The 14,695-nt window shown below is 41.8% G+C and carries 18 protein-coding genes; 14 read left to right on the forward strand and 4 right to left on the reverse strand.

Annotated elements, in window-relative coordinates; genetic code table 11:
* Positions 1–60 precede the first annotated feature (60 nt).
* Positions 61–354: a YesK-like family protein gene (locus tag QRN39_RS09165; RefSeq protein WP_050943788.1), complete on the forward strand. Its 294-nt coding sequence runs from the start codon at positions 61–63 to the stop codon at positions 352–354.
* A gap of 15 nt (positions 355–369) precedes the next feature.
* Here QRN39_RS09165 and QRN39_RS09170 read toward each other — a convergent pair whose 3' ends face one another.
* Entirely contained in the window at positions 370–1,263 is an 894-nt protein-coding gene (locus QRN39_RS09170) for a YegS/Rv2252/BmrU family lipid kinase (protein ID WP_050943789.1), read from the reverse strand.
* A gap of 170 nt (positions 1,264–1,433) precedes the next feature.
* On the opposite strand from QRN39_RS09170, the gene QRN39_RS09175 reads away from it, so the two are divergent.
* The 6 genes from QRN39_RS09175 to QRN39_RS09200 all read left to right on the forward strand — a co-directional run bounded on the left by QRN39_RS09175 (position 1,434) and on the right by QRN39_RS09200 (position 5,965).
* Positions 1,434–1,871 carry a BrxA/BrxB family bacilliredoxin gene (locus QRN39_RS09175; RefSeq protein WP_003215907.1) on the forward strand — a complete coding sequence of 146 codons (438 nt, stop codon included), beginning with the start codon at positions 1,434–1,436 and terminating at the stop codon, positions 1,869–1,871.
* A gap of 195 nt (positions 1,872–2,066) precedes the next feature.
* Complete coding sequence (locus tag QRN39_RS09180) at positions 2,067–2,831, forward strand: transporter substrate-binding domain-containing protein (RefSeq protein WP_012010505.1); 765 nt, start codon at positions 2,067–2,069, stop codon at positions 2,829–2,831.
* A 126-nt stretch (positions 2,832–2,957) separates the two neighbouring features.
* Positions 2,958–3,614, forward strand: a complete 657-nt coding sequence (artQ, locus tag QRN39_RS09185) for an arginine ABC transporter permease ArtQ (protein ID WP_284907014.1) — start codon at positions 2,958–2,960, stop codon at positions 3,612–3,614.
* The gene (gene artM / locus QRN39_RS09190) at positions 3,607–4,329 is read left to right on the forward strand and encodes an arginine ABC transporter ATP-binding protein ArtM (RefSeq protein WP_003215712.1); all 723 of its coding nucleotides are present in this window, start codon (positions 3,607–3,609) and stop codon (positions 4,327–4,329) included. Before artQ ends, artM begins: the two co-directional genes overlap by 8 nt.
* Positions 4,330–4,449: 120 nt before the next feature.
* Complete coding sequence (locus tag QRN39_RS09195; protein WP_003216109.1) at positions 4,450–5,403, forward strand: aromatic acid exporter family protein; 954 nt, start codon at positions 4,450–4,452, stop codon at positions 5,401–5,403.
* Between the two features lie 52 nt (positions 5,404–5,455).
* Positions 5,456–5,965: a L,D-transpeptidase gene (locus QRN39_RS09200; RefSeq protein ID WP_226803654.1), complete on the forward strand. Its 510-nt coding sequence runs from the start codon at positions 5,456–5,458 to the stop codon at positions 5,963–5,965.
* A gap of 38 nt (positions 5,966–6,003) precedes the next feature.
* Here the strand turns inward: QRN39_RS09200 and prli42 are convergent, their stop codons facing one another.
* Complete coding sequence (gene prli42 / locus QRN39_RS09205; protein WP_149917133.1) at positions 6,004–6,096, reverse strand: stressosome-associated protein Prli42; 93 nt, start codon at positions 6,094–6,096, stop codon at positions 6,004–6,006.
* Positions 6,097–6,198: 102 nt separating this feature from the next.
* Here prli42 and mce point away from each other — a divergent pair, with 102 nt between their 5' ends.
* From mce to QRN39_RS09225, 4 genes are read left to right on the forward strand one after another with little or no spacing between them, the layout of a single operon-like run.
* Positions 6,199–6,621, forward strand: coding sequence for a methylmalonyl-CoA epimerase (gene mce / locus QRN39_RS09210; protein WP_050943791.1), 423 nt, complete (start codon positions 6,199–6,201; stop codon positions 6,619–6,621).
* The gene (locus tag QRN39_RS09215) at positions 6,608–8,077 is read left to right on the forward strand and encodes an acyl-CoA carboxylase subunit beta (protein WP_189318750.1); all 1,470 of its coding nucleotides are present in this window, start codon (positions 6,608–6,610) and stop codon (positions 8,075–8,077) included. The genes mce and QRN39_RS09215 overlap by 14 nt, the downstream gene beginning before the upstream one ends.
* A gap of 16 nt (positions 8,078–8,093) precedes the next feature.
* The gene (locus QRN39_RS09220; protein ID WP_050943793.1) at positions 8,094–9,215 is read left to right on the forward strand and encodes a M20/M25/M40 family metallo-hydrolase; all 1,122 of its coding nucleotides are present in this window, start codon (positions 8,094–8,096) and stop codon (positions 9,213–9,215) included.
* Positions 9,216–9,229: 14 nt separating this feature from the next.
* A complete protein-coding gene (locus QRN39_RS09225; protein ID WP_003215942.1) occupies positions 9,230–9,694 on the forward strand; it encodes a chemotaxis protein CheW in 465 nt (154 codons plus the stop codon).
* 36 nt (positions 9,695–9,730) lie between these two features.
* On the opposite strand, the gene QRN39_RS09230 is transcribed toward QRN39_RS09225, so the two are convergent.
* Both QRN39_RS09230 and QRN39_RS09235 read right to left on the reverse strand, forming a co-directional pair.
* Entirely contained in the window at positions 9,731–10,552 is an 822-nt protein-coding gene (locus QRN39_RS09230; RefSeq protein WP_050943794.1) for a membrane protein insertase YidC, read from the reverse strand.
* Between the two features lie 26 nt (positions 10,553–10,578).
* Positions 10,579–10,860: a hypothetical protein gene (locus tag QRN39_RS09235; RefSeq protein ID WP_003215677.1), complete on the reverse strand. Its 282-nt coding sequence runs from the start codon at positions 10,858–10,860 to the stop codon at positions 10,579–10,581.
* A gap of 97 nt (positions 10,861–10,957) precedes the next feature.
* Here QRN39_RS09235 and QRN39_RS09240 point away from each other — a divergent pair, with 97 nt between their 5' ends.
* The 3 genes from QRN39_RS09240 to QRN39_RS09250 all read left to right on the forward strand — a co-directional run bounded on the left by QRN39_RS09240 (position 10,958) and on the right by QRN39_RS09250 (position 14,690).
* Positions 10,958–12,214 (forward strand): DNA polymerase IV, encoded by a 1,257-nt coding sequence (locus QRN39_RS09240; RefSeq protein ID WP_137054998.1) that lies wholly within the window; start codon positions 10,958–10,960, stop codon positions 12,212–12,214.
* 98 nt (positions 12,215–12,312) lie between these two features.
* Positions 12,313–13,722: an NADP-dependent phosphogluconate dehydrogenase gene (gndA, locus tag QRN39_RS09245; RefSeq protein WP_284907021.1), complete on the forward strand. Its 1,410-nt coding sequence runs from the start codon at positions 12,313–12,315 to the stop codon at positions 13,720–13,722.
* A gap of 119 nt (positions 13,723–13,841) precedes the next feature.
* Complete coding sequence (locus tag QRN39_RS09250; protein ID WP_170966017.1) at positions 13,842–14,690, forward strand: GRP family sugar transporter; 849 nt, start codon at positions 13,842–13,844, stop codon at positions 14,688–14,690.
* Positions 14,691–14,695 lie beyond the last annotated feature (5 nt).

Here is a 14,695-nt window from a genome sequence, read left to right on the forward strand (position 1 = left end):
GAATGTCCCCCTCCCGCTAAGGAGAGGGGGATTTCCACATGATGAGAAAGGAGCGATGGTATGTCTGGACTAGACTTTTTTGCGTTTTTAACGATTGGACTCATGTTTATCACAGCAATTGCGTTCGCTTTTCTTCGATATATTTCTAAATCACGCAATCATCCTGAAAGATTACTACTGATCATATCAATCGTTTCAATTATTCAAGTTTTGTATTGCTTGCTGATTGTCGGTGGATTTAAAGGAGCAGCGAATAGCCTCTTAGGAATTTCTCTTCTTGCCGGGACGCTGCTTGGCTATGCGCTTGAATATTTATACAGACGCTATATCAAAAAAACGCCCGAAAAAGAATGATCTCGGGCGTTTTCTTTATTCTGCTGGAACAATAAAGGTCAAATGTTGTTTTAACACTTCTAAAAAAGCAGGGGCTGTCATGTACACTTCGCCATCTGTATCAGCATCCATTTCCTCTTTTGTGTGAATCTGAATATTGGATGCTTGAATGAGAGACAGATCGCCGGTGAAATCCTCCAGCTCTTCCCGGTTCATAGAAAAGATTTCTTTTAGAGCAGAGAAGCTCGTATTTCTGCAAATTAAGATTTCTGCTTTACCATCATCAATCGCTGCACTCGGCAAATCAATTTTATTTGTCCCGATGAAATGTCCATTCATGACAAGAACGATGACAGCGTCCTCTTCCCAGCTTTCCTCCTCTGTTTCAATTCGTACGTGAAAAGGATCTGTTTGCTGCAAGGTTCGCAAGGCACTTGTGAAGTAGCTAATTTTGCCGAGTACAGCTTTTTCCTTGTCATTAATATTGTTGGATGTGTCTGCAATCAGCCCGATGCCCCAAAAGTTTAACAAGTATCGATCTCCTGCTTTGATTAAGTCGACCTTTTTTTCTACGCCGTCTACAATCATTTGAGCGGCTTTCTGCATTTGTTGCGGAATACCAAGCGTTCTAGAAAAGTCATTGCATGTCCCGCCTGGTAAAATCGCTACAGCTGGCCTTTTTTCTAAACCACCGATGCCATTCATACATTCATGCACAGTTCCATCTCCACCTAATATGATAAGCAATTCTATCGTCTCATCAATTGTACGACAGAATTCATAAGCATCATTTGCCTGCTTTGTTGGTTTAAGAATGAGTTCATCAATATGTAGAGAAAGAAGAGGTACTGTTTGTCCGAGAACTTTTTCCATGTTTTTTTGTCCAGCATTTCCATTATAAATGAGCATCGCTTTTTTGAATTGTGCCATCACGCAGTTCTCCCTTTCATCTCTTTATCATCACTTTTCCCCAATTTCGCGGCGTATAAACGATGTTCAGAAAAAGTGGGGAATGAGAAGACAACACATTTGCCCGCAGGCGTTTTCCTTGATATGATGTTGTTAAAATGGTTTTGGCATGCTAAAGGAGTGGACGGACAATGAATATTGATTTTAATTTATTTATGAATGATATTGTGAAACAAGCGAGAGAAGAGATCAAACAGGCTGGCTATAATGAGCTTACATCAGCTGAAGAAGTGGATGAAGCCCTGTCTAAAGAAGGCACGGCACTTGTGATGGTGAATTCAGTATGCGGATGTGCTGGCGGTATTGCAAGACCAGCTGCAGGCTATTCTGTTCATTACGATAAGCGACCAGATCAATTGCTGACAGTGTTTGCTGGACAAGACAAAGAGGCAACCGCAAGAGCCCGTGAATATTTTGAAGGCTTCCCGCCATCTTCACCATCCTTTGCATTATTAAAAGATGGAAAGATCATTAAAATGGTCGAACGTCATGAAATTGAAGGGCACGAACCAATGGAAGTCGTGTCAAAGCTTCAAGCTGCATTCGATGAGCATTGCAAAGAAATTTAACATGTGACGTTTGAATGATGACATATAAAGCAGTCCGGTCTTTAGATCGGTCTGCTTTTTGTTATATAAGACCATTGAATCAAAATAATTTTAGCGAAATACTATTGCATCTTAAAAAGAAAGTGTTTAAAATACATTATAGTGAATAAATATTCAAAACAATACATGATTTTAAATACTAGGAGGCACTATCTTATGAAAAAGTGGTTATTATTACTTATGACAGCTGGTCTTGCAGCTGCACTCGCAGCTTGCGGAACTTCTTCTAATAATTCAAACGCATCAGGAGATGACAAAACACTCGTTATGGCGACATCAGCAGATTATCCGCCATTTGAATCAAAAGACGGAGATAAAATTGTCGGTTTTGATGTTGATCTTGCAACAGCACTAGCGAAAAAGAACGGCTACAAGCTAGAAATTCAAGATATGGATTTCGCAAGCCTTGTATCCGCCCTTAAAACAAACAAAGCTGATATTGTCCTAGCAGGCATGACCCCTACAGAAAAACGCAAAAAACAATTAGATTTCTCTGATGTTTATTACAATGCAAAAAACTTAGTTGTCTCAAAGAAATCTAGCGGAATGAAAACAGAGAAAGACTTAAAAGATAAAACAGTCGGCGTTCAATTAGGTTCAATCCAGCAGGATGAAGCAAACGGTTTGCAAAAGAAATATAACTTAAAAGTGGAAGACCGTAATAAAATCTCAGATATCATTCAAGAAATCAAAGCAGGTCGTTTTGATGCAGCCATTATTGAAGATAAAGTAGCTGCTGGTTATTTGAAAAAAGAAAAAGACTTCCAAGCATTTGGATTGAATAGTTCAAATGAAGGTTCAGCCATTGCATTCAAGAAAAATAGCGACTTAACAGCTAAATTTAATAAATCATTAAAAGAAATGCAAGACAATGGCGAACTTGATAAATTAATTAAAAAATGGTTTGCTGATGAAAAATAAGTCAGGAAAAGGATCAGCGTCATTCACGAAAATTCAGTAGAAAGCGCTGAAAAGTTCAACTCATGTTGAACTTTTTTCCTGTTTTATTTTTTGATTTCGTATGAAGGCATAAAAAAGGAGACTGTCATGTTAGATTTTAAAGATGTAATACCTCAGATGCCCTTTATTTTAGAAGGGCTTAAGGTCACACTTTCTATTGTAGTGGTATCACTTTTTCTTGGATTTATTTTAGGGATTTTATTAACGCTTTGCAAAATTAGTGTATTTAAGCCGCTCATTTGGCTTGCAGATTTTTATACATCCATCTTCCGAGGCACACCGCTTGTGCTTCAATTGCTCATTATTTATTTCGGTCTGCCTCAGCTTCTTGGGTTTCAAATCGATCAATACTGGGCTGCTGTAGCGGCATTTTCACTAAACTCTGCGGCTTACGTATCTGAAATTATTCGCGCTGGTATTAATGCCATTGATAAAGGTCAAAAAGAAGCAGCCGTTGCTTTAGGCATCCCTTATGCTAAAATGATGAAGGACTTATTGCTTCCGCAGGCATTTAAAAATATTTCACCTGCACTTGTGAACGAAACGATTACACTGACAAAAGAATCTGCTATTGTGACAGTCATTGGACTGGGAGATGTCATGAGACGAGCCTATCAAGCAGGTGCCGTCACGTATAATTATCTTGAACCGCTTATTTTTGCGGGTCTCATCTATTATATCATCGTGCTTGTTCTCACCTTTGTCGGTAAGTCGGTGGAAAGGAAGTTAAAATCAAATGATTAACATAGAGAAACTCACAAAATCTTTTGGCAAAAATGAAGTATTAAAAGGGATCGACACCACCATTAAAGAAGGGGAAGTTGTCGCAGTCATTGGACCATCTGGTTCAGGAAAATCGACGTTTCTTCGCTGCATCAACTTGCTCGAAAAGCCGACTTCTGGTGTCATTACGATTCAGGATACCGAAATCACAAACCCAAAAACCAATGCACTCAAAGTGCGTGAGAACATCGGAATGGTGTTTCAGCATTTTCACCTTTTCCCGCATAAAACGGTGCTGGAAAATATCACATATGCGCCAATGAATGTGAAGAATCAATCGAAGGAAGACAGCATCAAACAAGCTGAAGATCTGCTGAAAAAGGTAGGACTTTTAGAGAAAAAAGATGATTTTCCGAACCGCTTGTCAGGTGGTCAAAAGCAGCGTGTCGCAATTGCACGTGCGCTTGCAATGACACCAGACATCATGCTGTTTGACGAGCCAACATCTGCACTAGATCCAGAAATGGTCAAGGAAGTGCTAGAGGTCATGAAAGAGCTGGCTCAATCTGGTATGACACTTGTGATCGTCACACATGAAATGGGCTTTGCAAAAGAAGTGGCTGACCGCGTGATCTTTATGGACGATGGGAAAATTGTAGAGGATGCAAACCCTGTGCAATTCTTTGAATCACCGTCATCACAGCGCGCGAAAGACTTCTTACAAAAAATATTATAAAGAAAAAAGAGAGGGAGACTTAACATCTCCTTCTTTTTTTGATTATAATGGGGAAAGTAAAAAAGTTCATCATTTCACAATAAGTGAATAGAAACAAGACAGAAAAGAGTGACTCATATCATGTTTAAAATCGGCTACCGAACGCTGAAAACAGCATTAGGAACAGCGATCGCCATTTATATTGCGCAACTGCTTGGCCTTCAAAATTATTCCGCTGCCGGGATTATTACGATTCTGTGTATTCAGGTGACAAAGAAACGGTCGCTTCTTGCATCAGGCGCCCGCTTTGCCGCATGCAGTCTTGCCATTTTATTTTCTTATCTATTTTTCGATCTGATTGGGTATCATCCTTTTGTGATTGGTCTGATGCTGCTTGTCTTTATTCCGACAACCGTATTGCTCCGCATTAAAGAAGGGATTGTCACAAGTTCAGTCATCATCCTCCATTTATACATGTCGGGCGGGATTACCCTTCACCTCATCTGGAATGAGCTGCTGCTGATTACGATTGGTGTTGGCGTGGCACTTATCATGAACCTGTATATGCCAAGTGTCGATAAAAAGCTCAAACGCTACAGCGAACAGATTGAAGACAACTTTGCAAAAATTTTTGAAGAAATCGAGCAATACTTAATGACAGGGAAACAAGACTGGACAGGCAAAGAAATACCAGAGACACATCAATTGATTAAAGAAGCGAAAGCTCTCGCATATCGTGATGTTGAAAACCATGTCTTAAGACATGAAAACCTGTATTATCATTATTTCAATATGAGGCAAAAGCAGTTCGAAATCATCGAGCGTGTGCTTCCGAAGATCACGTCCATTTCCATTACAACAGAGCATGGACAAATCATTGCAGAATACATTAGAGACTTACGCGAACATATTCACCCAGGGAACACGGCGCATAAGTTTTTAAGGCGCCTCATTGATATGAAAGAAGAGTTCGATAAGCTACCGCTGCCGCAAACAAGAGAAGAGTTTGAGGCAAGAGCTGCACTGTTTCATTTCCTTGGAGAAATGGAACAATATTTAGTACTGAAAAGCTATTTTAAAGGGATGAAAGAATAGAGACGCATGAGTTCCTCCTTCATTGGTCAATCTAATGAAAAAGGAGGAGCCTATGCGTCTTTTATTTTATACCGTATTGACCATGTCCCTTTCACCTATCTGGCCGCTCGGACAAAACCCGCTTCCAGGAGACCCTTATGTCATTATTAATAAACAAACAAATGAACTTGCCTATATTGATCAAGGACAAATCCAAAAAATATATCCTGCTTCTACAGGGAAAACGTCCGATTTAACGCCAGAAGGGGAATTTACCATTATGATCAAAGCGAAAGATCCCTATTACAGAAAAAAGAATATCGAAGGCGGTGCGAAGAATAACCCTCTTGGCAGAAGATGGATTGGATTTGATGCACAAGGAACAGATGGTAGAACATACGGAATTCATGGGACGAGTGACGAAACATCGATAGGGAAATTTATCACGGCAGGCTGTGTGAGACTGCATAATCAAGATGTAGAGCTTCTATTTGACCAGCTTCCGGTTGGGACAAAAGTGTGGATTACAACATCAACCGATTCATTTGAAAAGCTTGCCAAAGACAAACAGGCCATTCGTTGATTGAACGAATCACCTGCTTGTCTGCTTTTATTGAAACCTTATAAAAAGGTTGCGGCTCCTGCTAAAAGTGAAGATATTAGCAGCAGGCTAATCATGAGCAATACCATGAATTTCATCATTTTCTGAGACATATCGCACCCCTATAACCGAAGATTTTTTGCGACGAACGCACCTTTCTTTATTCTAGCTCGTTTTTTCAAATGCGACAAGTGATCAACAAAGGAAGTGAACGGATGAATCAAATCGACCATATTGCCATTGCGGTCTTTTCTATAAAAAACACATCTCGAATTCTTCAACAGCTGTTTAACTGGCATTTTTCAGACATACAAGAAATTCCTGAGCAGGAGATTAAAGCGTCCTTCGCTTCACTTGATCATGTGCACATTGAATTAATTGAACCGATGTCCGGTAGCAGCAAACTACATACCTTTTTAACAAAAAGAGGAGAGGGACTCCATCATATTGCGCTAAAGTCAGGTGACATTCAGGCGGACCTTAACTGTCTTGATCATCTTGGCGTGGAGCTTCTCCAACAATCAGCACAGATAGGCGCGAGCGGGAAGCGGATTGCTTTTATTTCACCGAAAGAAACGTCCGGTGTGTTATTCGAATTGTGCGAGCCCTTGAAAGGAGAGGAACATGGCAATGAATGAATCGTTCAATGACTTGGCTAAATGGCGCGAAAAAGCATTCATGGGCGGCGGCGTGAAACGTGCAGCTGCGCACCGGAACAAAGGAAAACTAACGGTTCGTCAGCGGCTGCATGAACTTCTTGACGGGGGCAGTTTCATGGAAATTCAAGGATTTGCAACAGGCCGCATGTCAGAGCATGTCGGTGATGGCGTCGTCACTGGAACTGGACTCATTCATGGAAAGCCGGTATGTGTTTATGCACAAGATGCAACAGTGCATGGAGGGTCTTTAGGCGAAATACATGCCAAAAAAATTGCTTCTCTAATGGATCTCGCAGCTAAAAATCAGATGCCGGTCATCGGTCTAAAAGACTCAGGTGGTGCGAGAATTCAAGAGGGTGTGGTATCATTAGAAGGATACGGACAGATTTTTAAACGGAATGTGCTGTACTCTGGTCAAATCCCGCAAATATCCGTTATTTTAGGCTCTTGTGCTGGAGGAGCAGTCTATTCTCCTGCCTTGACTGATTTTGTGTTCATGACAGAACAGACAGCTCATATGTTTTTAACAGGTCCGAAAGTCATAGAAAAGGCAACAGGAGAAACGGTCTGTCCTGACCGTCTTGGCGGTGCAAGTGTTCAGCATCAGACAAGCGGGAATGTGCACTATACTGGCAAAGATGAGAAAGACGTGTTAAAAGCGGTTCGAACACTTTTAACGTACATACCAACGAAACAACAGACTGTCATGGACGCTGAAACGAGTAAGCAAGACGCAGCTGATCCAGGCAACATCTTGCCGAAGGATCCATCACGCACCTATGATGTCAAACAAGTGGTGACAGCGATCATCGATTCAGGCTCATTCTTTGAGACACAGCCTTGTTTCTCAAAAAATATCGTCACAGGGTTTGCCAGATTACAAGGGGCTTCAATTGGTATAGTTGCCAATCAGCCAAAGGTGCTGGCAGGAAGCCTTGACCTTGATGCTGCTGATAAAGCGGCCAGGTTTATTCGATTTTGCGATGCGTTTCATATTCCGCTCTTAACACTTGTAGACGTCCCCGGCTTTTTACCAGGTGAGAAAGCCGAGCATGCGGGAATTATCCGTCACGGCGCTAAGCTTTTATATGCGTACGCTGAAGCGACCGTTCCAAAAATCACGGTGATTTTAAGAAAGGCGTATGGCGGTGCGTATGTCGCAATGAATAGCAAGGGATTAGGCGCTGACTTTGTTTATGCATGGCCAGCGGCAGAAATTGATGTCATGGGGAAAACGTTCGCTGACGAAATCGTTCATCCTGCTTCGCGCAAGGTTGAAACGGAGCCAAGTGTATTCAAAGCGGCTCAGGCAGGGCTGATAGACGATATTTTCATGCCGGCTGAAACAAGAGAACGATTGATTCGCTCATTTGATTTGCTTCGCAGGAAGGAAGAAGATAGACCGTTAAAAAAGCATGGCAACATGCCGCTATAAGAGGAGGAGCATCATCATGATCAATGAAAAACGTTTACTAGACGAATTTTTAGAACTAGTTCAGATTGATTCGGAAACAAAACACGAAGAGAAAATTGTGGAAGTCTTAAAAGAAAAATTCTCGCAGCTTGGACTAAAAGTGGTGGAAGACGACTCAAAAGCGAAAACAGGCCACGGTGCAGGCAACCTCATCTGTACGCTGGAAGGCACTCAAGAGGCTGATACCATCTATTTCACGTCTCATATGGACACAGTTGTTCCGGGTAATGGCGTAAAACCAGTCATTGAAGACGGCTATGTGAAAACAGATGGAACAACCATTCTTGGTGCTGATGATAAGACAGGACTTGCGGCAATGTTTGAAGCGATCCGTGTGCTGAAAGAGAAGAATTTACCGCATGGAACGATTGAATTTGTCATCACAGCAGGTGAGGAATCAGGACTTGTCGGAGCAAAAGCGTTAGATCCGAAGTTGATGACAGCGGCATATGGCTATGCCCTTGATTCAGATGGCAAGGTCGGAACCATTATCGTTGCAGCGCCAACACAGGCAAAAGTACGCGCAACCATTTACGGGAAAACAGCTCACGCAGGTGTCGCGCCTGAAAAAGGTGTGTCTGCGATTACCATTGCATCAAAAGCCATTGCTAGTATGCCGCTTGGCCGAATTGATGAAGAAACAACGGCGAATATCGGTCGTTTTGAAGGCGGAACGCAAACGAATATTGTGTGCGATCAAGTCGATATCCTTGCGGAAGCACGCTCTTTAGAACCTGCAAAAATGGAAGCCCAAGTAGCGAAGATGAAAGAAGCCTTTGAAAAAACCGCTAAAGAAATGGGCGGAAGTGCCGATGTACACATTGACATCATGTATCCAGGCTTCAAATTCTCTCACGGCGATCAAGTCGTAGAAGTGGCGAAAAAAGCGGCTGCAAAAATTGGCCGTCCATCAGAACTACAGACGAGCGGCGGAGGCAGTGATGCAAACGTCATTGCAGGAAACGGCGTCCCAACTGTCAACCTAGCTGTTGGATATGAAGATATTCATACGAAAAATGAGAAAATGCCGATTGAAGAATTAGTCAAAACAGCTGAAATGGTTCTCGCCATTATCGAAGAAACGACAAATCCATCGTAAAGGCAGGAGACTCTGTGAGCACGCAAAAAATCATTATTTTCCAAGTGGGGCAAGAGGATTTTGGCATCAGTGTAGAGCATATTCGTTCGATTGAGAAGGTCCCTTATTTACAAGAAGTATCGAACCTTCCTAAAGAAATAAAAGGACTCATGTCTTTAAGGGGAGAGGTCATTCCTGTCAGTGACACAGGCGTGATGCTTCACGGAAAGCCTCTTGATGTGAACGAACAGTCCAAGGTGTTGCTATTTGAATTAAACGGACAAATGGTAGGCTGTCTTGTCTCGGATGCAAAAGATATTATTGATATCGAGCTAAGCGAGATCAAGCCATTTCATATGAACACGAAAGCCTCTGAATATTTCTTCGGCGTTGTGGAGAGAGAGAACAAGATGATTTTACAAGTGGACCCGAATAAGTTCCTTGGGAGAATTGAGGACCTCGATCAATTGCCAGAACGGTTAAAAGAAGAATTGGCATAAAGATAATCCCCTTATCAAATGATAAGGGGATTATTTTTATTCAGCAGCTGGGCTAGCTTGGTCGTTTGCCTCAGCTTTTTTTGATTTTGATTTTTGGTACATGACATTTAAAATAATCGTTTGGATTGTGAGTAATAATCCGCTTGTCATCCAGTATAAAGGAAGGGCAGCGGGTGCATTGATTGAAATAAACAGCATCATGATTGGGAAAATCATGCCCATCACTTTGGCTTGCTTCAGCGCAGCCTCTGTCTGGGTGCCTGATTGCTTCGCAAACCTTTGCGTAACATAAAATTGCAAGAAATACATAGCGCCTGCAAAGATTGCGACCAATAGATCGGTTTGTCCTAAGTTAAACCATAGGAACGAATGTGTTGCGATCTCAGGTGTTGAGCGGATCGCTGAGTAAAAGCCAAGAACAATTGGAATTTGAATCAGCATAGGCAGACAGCCCATTGCCAGCGGGTTCACATTGTTCTCTTTGTATACTTTCATCATTTCCATTTGTAGTTCTTTTTGTTTTTCAGGTTCTTTCGTTTTCTTCAATTTGTTTTGAATTTCGTCAATTTGAGGCTTCACTAGTGCCATTTTCTCCTGCATGACTCTTTGCTTCTTAAATTGGTTCGCAAAAAGAGGGAAAATTAGCAGACGGACGATCAAGGTCACGAACATAATCGATAAACCATAATCATCATGGAAGAAGTTCGCAAGCCAAATGATCAGCTCAGAAAAAGGCTGGACAAAATAATGATGGAAAAACCCATCAGAGCTCGTATTCGTTTGCCCACTCGCTGCAAAAGCAGGTGAGGCAATCATCATTAAACATAAAGTCGTACAAATCGTTAATAAACGTTTCAATTCGTTTCCTCCTCATTTTTAAAAAATTAATTAGAGAGAGGAAGCGAATGGTCTTCATCATCGTTTGATGATCGTTTCATTCGAATGACTTTACTAATCCAAGTTGTAATGCGATCATATATGATAAACAGAAAGTCTGTTCGATTCAATAAAGATGCGTCCAACTCTTCCAAACGATGTCCACCGAGGTGTTCGTTCATACGGCAGTCTTTTAATAAAAAAGCAATGCCGATGGCCGTCAGCGCTGGAAGAATAATCGTAAAGAATTCAACAAGGAAAAAGACTTCATTGAATGTATCAATAATCATGATTATCACATCCATTTCATTACTCACAGTGTACTATACACCATATGAAATGTCTATTGGAACAAACATCAAGTCGATAGATTTAGGAGGCAGGCAAATGGCTGATTCTCAAAGGAAGGGTCGAATCATTTTTCATATTGATATGAATAGTTTTTATGCATCAGTCGAGATGGCGTATGATCCTTCTTTGAGAGGGAAACCATTAGCCATTAGCGGAAATGCGAAAGAGCGTAAAGGGATTGTGGTCACGTGCAGCTACGAGGCAAGAGCGCTAGGTGTAAAGCCCCCGATGCCGTTATGGGAAGCGAAGCGGCTTTGTCCGGGGCTGATTGTCCGTACACCAAACTTTGACCGGTACCGAAGCTCCTCACAAGAGATGTTTACGATACTAAGAGAATACAGCGATTTAGTCGAACCCGTATCCATTGACGAGGGCTATATTGATTTAACGCATACGCCATATGCCGAGCATGCGGTGAAAACGGCTCATGATATTCAAACGAGGCTTGTAGAGGAGCTCATGCTTCCTTCAAGTATTGGCATTGCACCGAATAAATTTTTAGCGAAAATGGCGTCTAATTGGAAAAAACCAATGGGCATCACCATTTTGCGTAAACGAGATGTACCCCAAATGCTATGGCCGCTGCCAGCGGGTGACATGCACGGAGTTGGACAAAAAACGGCTGATAAATTGAAAACGATTGGCATTCATACCATTGAAGACTTAGCGAAAGCAAATGAGTATACACTAAAGGAATTACTGGGTATCAATGGACCGAGATTAAAGCAAAAGGCGAATGGTGAACATGACGGCATCGTGGACCCAGAAAGGATATACGAATTTAAATCCGTCGGTAATTCGTCAACCCTTCCTCATGATTCTGACGATCCAGATGAACTTGTCGCGTTAATTGATAAGCTGTCACAATCTGTGAGTGCAAGGTTAAGGAGAAAAGAAGTGATGGCCAATCGGCTGCTCATCATGATTCGGTACGCAAGCTGGAAAAATATCACGCGAAGTGTCACCCTCACGAATCCGACCGATCGGAAGGAAGACTTATTTGAGGCAGCAAGGCAGTTATTCCTTAAACATTGGAATGATCAGCCTGTGAGACTCTTAGGTGTGACGGGGACAGACCTTGTAGAACGAAAAGCAGCCGTTAAACAGCTTGATTTATTTTCCTATACAGAAGATGCAAAAGAAGAGCCTCTTCAAACCGTTTTAGAAGGACTGAAAGAAAAGTATGGAAAATCACTCGTTCAAAGAGGGATGACCATCAAGGAAAAAGAGAGCAAAACAAGTGGAACAAGTTTTAATAAAGACTTTTTTCAGGACGAAAAAGGAAATGACTAGCCTGAAAACTTGATAAAAGAGGTGGTGTTGTGGTAATTTCAAAGGGTACATCATTTCAGCAGTAATCAATATAGTGTGTTAGAAGGGACGTCAGAATTATGTCAAAACAACAAATCGGTGTGGTTGGACTAGCCGTTATGGGGAAAAACCTTGCCCTTAATATTGAAAGCCGCGGGTTCTCCGTGTCCGTTTATAACAGATCTAGCAGCAAAACGGAAGAATTTCTTCATGAATCAAAAGGGAAAAACGTTGTAGGCACATACAGCATCGAAGAATTTGTTCAGTCGCTTGAAACACCGCGTAAAATTCTTTTAATGGTAAAAGCTGGTGCAGCAACGGATGCAACCATTCAATCATTACTTCCTCACCTAGAAAAAGGTGACATCTTAATTGATGGTGGAAATACATATTACAAGGATACGCAAAGACGTAATCAAGAGCTTGCGGAAAGTGGTATCCACTTCATTGGTACAGGTGTTTCTGGCGGTGAAGAAGGTGCACTAAAAGGTCCATCGATCATGCCAGGCGGTCAAAAAGAAGCGCATGAGCTAGTGAAACCAATTTTAGAAGCGATCTCTGCGAAAGTAGATGGCGAGCCATGTACAACGTATATCGGCCCAGATGGAGCAGGACATTATGTCAAAATGGTCCATAACGGCATCGAGTACGGAGACATGCAATTGATTTCTGAATCATACTTTATCTTGAAGCATGTGGCTGGATTGTCAGCAGAGGAGCTTCATGAAGTATTCTCAGAATGGAATAAAGGCGAGCTTGATAGCTATTTAATCGAAATTACAGCTGATATTTTCACAAAAGTGGATGAAGAAACAAACCAGCCGCTTGTGGATGTCATCTTAGATAAAGCTGGGCAAAAAGGAACTGGAAAATGGACGAGCCAAAGTTCTCTTGATCTAGGTGTTCCGCTTCCAATCATTACTGAGTCTGTTTTCGCGCGCTACATTTCAGCAATGAAAGATGAGCGTGTTGAAGCAAGCCAATTAATCGAAGGTCCTAAGCCAGCGCAATCAGCAGAGAATAAAAAAGAGCTGATCGAAGCGGTTAGAAAAGCCCTATTCATGAGTAAAATTTGCTCATATGCACAAGGTTTTGCGCAAATGAAAGCAGCATCTGATGAGTATAACTGGGATTTAAAATATGGTGAAATTGCAATGATCTTCCGTGGTGGATGTATCATTCGTGCAGCCTTCTTACAACAAATTAAAGAAGCATATGACCGTAACCCAGAACTGAAAAACCTATTGCTTGATCCTTACTTTAAGGATATTGCTCAAAGCTATCAATCATCTCTTCGTAAAGTCATTTCACTTGCAGTGGAGCAAGGAGTTCCTGTTCCTTCATTGTCAAGTGCACTTGCTTACTTCGATAGCTATCGCACAGCCGTCCTGCCAGCGAACTTAATTCAAGCGCAGCGTGACTATTTCGGTGCACATACGTATGAGCGCACAGATAAAGAAGGCATCTTCCATACAGAATGGATGAAATAAATATAGAACGACTGAAAAACCTTACCCTTTGGTAAGGTTTTTTTGTGTTTGCATCTTTTCGGCTAAAAATGCGAAAAAGAGGGATGCTATGTAAAAAAGAAAAGAAAGTAGGGGTCGAAGTGGGCATTTTATATGCACTTCTCCCAGCGATATTTTGGGGAAGTATTGTTCTCATCAGTGTCAAACTTGGCGGGAATGCATACCAGCAAACCCTCGGTATAACGCTTGGCGCATTTCTCTTTTCAATTGCAGCCTTCTTTATCAAAATGCCAGAGCTGACACCGCTTATTTTTGCGGTTTCTGTCATTTCAGGCATCTTTTGGAGCATTGGACAAATGAATCAGCTTTCAAGTGTTGCGTTTCTCGGAGTCTCGAAGGCGGTTCCTTTATCAACGGGCATGCAGCTTGTGAGCACTACTTTATTTGGCGTCATAGTCTTCAAAGAATGGCAAACGATGACGGTCATACTCATTGGTTCTTGTGCCATTTTACTGATTATTGCAGGTGTTGTGCTGACATCGCTCGGTCAAAAAAAGAATGGCGGCGGGAACGGTGGAGGCAATTTCAAAAAAGGGATCATGATTCTGCTCATCTCAACCGTTGGCTATGTCGGATATGTTGTTATTTTGAGATGGTTTCATATTGATGGCTGGTCTGCCCTCGTTCCGCAATCGGTCGGCATGCTGCTTTCATCCTTGGCGATTAGTCTCAAGCAGCACCCGTTTAGTAAATATACGTTTAGAAATATCATTGCCGGCCTTGTTTGGTCGACAGGAAATCTCGGACTTCTTTTGGCTATTCCGCTCATTGGTGTCGCCGTAAGTTTTTCGATGTCGCAGACAGGGATCGTTATCTCGACATTAGGCGGCATTTACTTATTAAAAGAGAAAGCATCCAGAACAAGCTTTGTCATTGCAGGCTGCTTGATGATCATTGCAGGCGGCGTGCTGCTAGGTTTTACAAAATAGGAGGG

The organism is Bacillus sp. lyk4-R2A-2 (assembly GCF_030209735.1).
In the GTDB taxonomy this organism is placed as follows: Bacteria; Bacillota; Bacilli; order Bacillales; family Bacillaceae; genus Bacillus; species Bacillus pumilus.